This window comes from Dyella sp., from assembly GCF_035508675.1.
GTDB lineage: Bacteria > Pseudomonadota > Gammaproteobacteria > Xanthomonadales > Rhodanobacteraceae > Dyella_B.
Genome location: NZ_DATJMN010000039.1, coordinates 1 through 4,501, shown reverse-complemented (window position 1 = coordinate 4,501; position 4,501 = coordinate 1). Strand labels below are relative to the sequence as shown.

The 4,501-nt window shown below is 61.9% G+C and carries 3 protein-coding genes; all 3 read left to right on the top strand.

Translation table 11 applies throughout. From position 1 onward, the window contains the following. Positions 1-1,590 (top strand): xanthine dehydrogenase family protein molybdopterin-binding subunit (locus VMA74_RS02455; protein WP_325364469.1); only part of this gene is annotated, 1,590 nt, incomplete at its 5' end. Positions 1,591-1,678: 88 nt separating this feature from the next. Continuing rightward, a complete protein-coding gene (locus VMA74_RS02450; protein ID WP_325364467.1) occupies positions 1,679-3,913 on the top strand; it encodes a xanthine dehydrogenase family protein molybdopterin-binding subunit in 2,235 nt (744 codons plus the stop codon). A 24-nt stretch (positions 3,914-3,937) separates the two neighbouring features. After that, positions 3,938-4,501: XdhC family protein (locus VMA74_RS02445; RefSeq protein ID WP_325364465.1), on the top strand; the 564-nt coding region annotated here is incomplete at its 3' end.

Sequence of the window (4,501 nt, the reverse complement as noted above, 5' to 3'; positions counted from 1 at the left end):
CGGTTCATCGGCTCGGGATTTGGCGGCAAGCTGTCGCCATGGCCACAGGCCACATTGGCCGCCGCTGCCGCTCGCCAGCTCGGTCGCCCTGTCAAGATCAGTGTCGATCGGCGCATGATGTTCTCCAATGTAGGCCATCGCCCGCGCACCCAGCAGCGCATTCGCCTGGGCGCAACACAGGATGGCAAACTCACCGCAATCCGCCACGACTTCTACTCGGAGACCTCGGCGCTTGACAACTTTGTGGAGCACTGCGGCGAGCAGACTCCCTTCCTCTACAGTTGTCCGAATCTTGTCGTGACCACGGCGATGGTGCGCCGCAACGTCGGCACGCCTGCCCCGATGCGCGGCCCGGGTGCGGTGCCTGGGCTGTTTGCACTCGAGTCTGCCATCGACGAGCTGGCCATCAAGCTCAAGATGGACCCGCTGGAATTGCGTTATAAAAACGATGCCGAACGCGACGAAGGCCGCAATCTTCCGTTCTCTTCGCGCCACTTGAAAGAGTGCTACCAGACCGGTGCGGAAAAGATCGGCTGGAAACAGCGCACCCCGGAAGTCGGCTCCATGCGCCGCAACGGCAAAGTCATCGGTTGGGGTGTCGCCGGAGCCTCTTGGGGAGCGGCCCGCGTTCCCTGCACAGCGTCGGTGGAACTCTGCCCCAACGGCCGCGTTTGTGTTCGCTGTGCCACGCAGGACATCGGCACGGGCACTTACACTCTCTTTGCGCAAGTGGTTCACGCGCGAACCGGCATACCGCTCGATCGCATCGATGTATTTCTCGGCGACACGAGTTTGCCCGATGGACCGACTTCCGGCGGCTCCATGGTAACCAGCGCGATCCTTCCTGCCTCCACCACGGCCGTCAACGAAGCAGTCACTCGCCTGCTGCACATTGCCGCGCAGACACCGGGTTCGCCGTTCCATGGCGCACACCCTGATTCGCTCGCACTCGCTGAAGGCCGGGTTATCTCGAAGGAGCAGCAGCCGCGGGTTGTGGGCGCAGCGTTCCATGGCGGCGATCTGACTGCCAATGGCATGCCGTTTGAAGACGTGCTGCGGCTGGCCAATCTCAGCGGCATCAGCGCTACGGGCCGCACCTTCCCTTCGTTTGAAGACCCGAAGGCCAAGGCCTATTCGCTCCATTCTTATGGCGCCCACTTTGCCGAAGTGGAGTGGGAGCCTGAGATCGCGCGGCTGCGAGTAAGCCGCATCTTCTCGGTCTTTGACGCCGGCCGCATCATTAACAAGAAGGCTGGAGCCAACCAGATTCTCGGTGCGGCCGTGATGGGCCTGGGCATGGCGCTCTTTGAAGAGACCGTGCACGATTCGCGCACGGGTCAACCCATCAATGGCAACTTTGCCGACTACCTGGTAACTACCTGCGCCGATCTTCCCGATCTGGACGTCACCTTCCTCGACTACCCGGATTACATCGTCAACGAGTACGGAGCGCGCGGAATCGGCGAAATCGGCATGGCAGGCGTGGCGCCGGCCATCACTTCGGCGGTGTATCACGCCACAGGCGTTCGGGTGCGCGAACTGCCCATTCGCATTGATGATCTGCTGCAGTCGAAGGTCCTCGAGGCATGATGATTTCGGGCCGGTAGCTGAAGAACTACTGGACCGCACAACTTGCTGCATCAGGCCCGGCGGTTTTGGTTTGCAAGAAAGGGAAAGCATGAGCACGACATCCGAATCGATCCTGGGCACGCCAACGCCCCGCATTGATGGCCCCTTGAAGACATCCGGCAGCGCACAGTACGCTGCCGACATTCACTTTCCCCACATGGCTCATGCCGTGCCCATCGGTGCAACCATCGCCAGCGGGCGCATTCGCTCGCTCGACACCAGCGCAGCCGAGCAGATGCCTGGCGTGTTGCTTGTTCTGCATCACGGCAACATTGGCCCGCTCTACCGCACCGTTCCCGGCGACGACAACGCGACCAACAGCGAAGTGCGTTCGGCATTTGAAGACGAGGTCGTGCGCCACTGGGGCCAGCATGTCGCCGTGGTAATTGCGGAGACGCTGGAACAAGCCACCGCCGCTGCAGCCACTGTGAAAGTAGAGTACGAAGTGCAGCCCGCCAGCCTGCATCCGGGACTCGATGACTATGATGGCAAGCGCAAGTCAGTCTCCAAGCGCGGCGACCCCGACACCGCTTTCGCCTCCGCGGCGGTCAAGGTCGACGCCACCTACATCACACCAGTTGAAACGCACAGCCCTATCGAGATGCACGCATCGGTCGCCGTGTGGGATGGCGATCGCGTCACGCTCTACGAGACTTCGCAGGGCGTGGTGAATCACCGCGTGGTGATGGCGCAAGTGCTCGGCATTCCGGTGGAGAACGTACGCGTCGTCACGCGTTTTCTTGGCTCGGGCTTTGGCGGCAAACTCTTCCCATGGCCGCACACCGCAATGGCTGCTGTTGCCGCACGCAAACTCAGCCGTCCAGTGAAGCTGAGCCTCGACCGGCGCATGATGTTCGCGACGGTAGGCTATCGTCCGCGCACTGAGCAGCGCATCCGGCTTGGCGCCAACAAAGACGGCAAGCTCGTTTCGCTGCAGCAGGACTATCTCAATGTCACCTCAATACTCGACGACTTTGAAGAGGGCTGTGGCGAAGCGACGACTTACATCTACAGTGTTCCCAATCTGGCCGTTACCGGTGGAATGGTACATCGCAACGTGGGGGCGCCGATGTACATGCGCGGGCCTGGCGCTGTGCCCGGTCTCTACGCACTTGAGTCCGGCATGAACGAACTTGCCGACGCGCTCAACATCGATCCCCTGCAACTGCGCTACATCAACGACGCAGAGAAGGATGAGAGCAACAACCTGCCCTTTTCATCACGGCATCTGCGCGAGTGCTTTGAAGTGGGTTCGAAAAAGTTTGGCTGGGAGCACCGTACGCCCGGCATTGGCTCCATGCGCCGCGACGGCAAGATCATCGGCTGGGGACTTGCCGGCGCAAGCTGGCCCGCTTTGCGCCTGCCCTGCACCGCCACCGTCGAATTCTGCGCGAATGGCCGCCTCTGTGTCCGGTCGGCAACGCAAGATATCGGCACTGGAACGTATACGATCTTCGCCCAGATGCTGAGTCACAAAACCGGTATTCCGTTCGAGCGCGTCGACGTGATCATCGGCGACAGCGCGCTGCCTGCCGGCCCCATGTCCGGCGGATCCATGGTGACAGGCTCGGTGCTCAATGCCATCGCCCAGGCCGCCGATGGCGCGATCGACAGGCTGCAAAAGCTAGCTGCCTCCACCGAGGGCTCGCCTCTGAATAATGCAAAAGCTGAAGACGTCGCCTTCAGCGTGGGCCGCGTGCATCGCAAAGGCCAGGAACCCGCAAGCGGCATCGCCTTTGCCGACCTGCTCAACCTCGCCCGTCTCAACGGCATCAGCGCCGAAGGCAAGACCGTGCCAACGTGGGAGGATCCAAAAGCCAAAGGCTTCTCGCTGCACTCCTACGGTGCGCAGTTTGTCGAGGTCGAGTTAGATCCGGAGATTGCGCGGCTACGCGTGAGTCGCACCGTAACGGTTATCGACGCTGGACGCATCATCAACCCGAAGGCCGCGGCAAACCAGATCGCCGGTGCCGTTGTCATGGGCATCGGCATGGGCATGCTTGAGGAGACTGTGTACGACCAGCGCAGCGGCCAACCGATCAACGGCAGCATGGCCGACTACCTTATGGCGACGTGTGCCGACCTGCCGCAGATCGATGTCACATTTCTCGATTACCCCGATCCCGTGATGGGCGAGTTCGGCGCGCGTGGAGTGGGCGAGATTGGCCTTGCCGGCGTGGCTGCCGCCATCACCGCCGCTGTCTACCATGCCACCGGCGTCCGGGTCCGTGAGTTGCCCGTCCGCATCGAGCACCTGCTGCAATCGAAGATAATGGAGGCGTGAGCAGGTTGACGGAAAGCACAATGCATGACTGACCTCGGCCCCATCCTTTCGCTTTGGCACGAATTGGAGTCTGCCGGAACAGGCTACGTGCTTGCGACCATCGTCGCCATCGAAGGCTCCAGCTATCGCAGGCCGGGCGCGCGCATGCTGCTCGCGCAGGACGGTCGTCGCGCAGGAACCGTCAGCGGCGGATGCCTTGAGGCGGAGGTCGCGCGCCGCTCGTGGTGGCTCACAGGCTCCGGGCCCGTCGTCGAACGCTATTCCACTGTCGAAGACGATGGCGACCGTCCCTACGGCTCCGGCTGCGGCGGTGTTGTCTATCTTTTGTTGGAGCGTGCCGCAACCGCATCGGCTCATCTTGCTGCTTTAGAGTCGGCATTCCTCGCGCGGACACCCATTGCCATTGCCACCATTCTCGATGGGCCGCAGATTGGTACGCGTGCAATCGCTGGCCTGCCCGTGGGTTCCGGCTCTGCTTCGAACCATGACCTGAAGACACTTGCTGATCGTGCGCTCCTCGAATCCATATCGTTCGAGGAGAGGATCGCGATTGACGGCGTATCCACACGCGTCTGGGTCGATCACGAG